The sequence below is a fragment of the Halalkalibacter sp. APA_J-10(15) genome (assembly GCF_023017105.1).
Taxonomy (GTDB): Bacteria; Bacillota; Bacilli; order Bacillales; family Bacillaceae_D; genus Halalkalibacter.
This window is the reverse complement of sequence record NZ_JALKEV010000052.1, coordinates 1-529: the sequence shown is the minus strand read 5'-3', so window position 1 is coordinate 529 and position 529 is coordinate 1. Positions and strand designations below refer to the sequence as shown.

Sequence of the window (529 nt, the reverse complement as noted above, 5' to 3'; positions counted from 1 at the left end):
TCGACAGGCTGGTTTGTTTAGTAGTCAGGATTCGGCTCTTCGACTACGCTACCGGGATGGGGGGCACGCTTTCCGCAGGCGGGCGTTGAACTAACCGGCTGCGCCGGTGGATTTCAACCTGCCCTTCACCTCCTGCAGGAGTCGGCCCTCCCATCCCGTCCGCTATTTCTAGTGGAAAAAAGAGGGTGCTTCTCTTCAAATAAAGACAGGTGTTCAGTTTTTCTTTTATAATATAAGTGAAAAAAGGACAGGGGTGAATAAATAATGATGTCAAAAAAGTTGGGAGATAAGCGAATGCAAATGGAGATGGTCTGGATTGAGAAACTAGTCCGGGAAGACCATCTTGTTCGGAAACTAGATTCATTTACGATCTAGTGAAAGATCTGTATTCTTCTGATAAAGGTCGTCCTAGTATTGATCCTGTCGTGTTAGTAAAAATGGTGTTTATTCAATACATATTTGGTATTCGTTCAATGCGTCAAACGATCAAAGAAATAGAAACAAACGTCGCCTATCGTTGGTTTTTAGG

The 529-nt window shown here is 43.9% G+C and carries 1 pseudogene; it reads left to right on the top strand.

Features of this window, described 5'->3' with window-relative positions:
- Positions 1-264: 264 nt before the first annotated feature.
- Positions 265-529: pseudogene (locus tag MW695_RS22215) on the top strand (transposase); the annotation flags it as partial.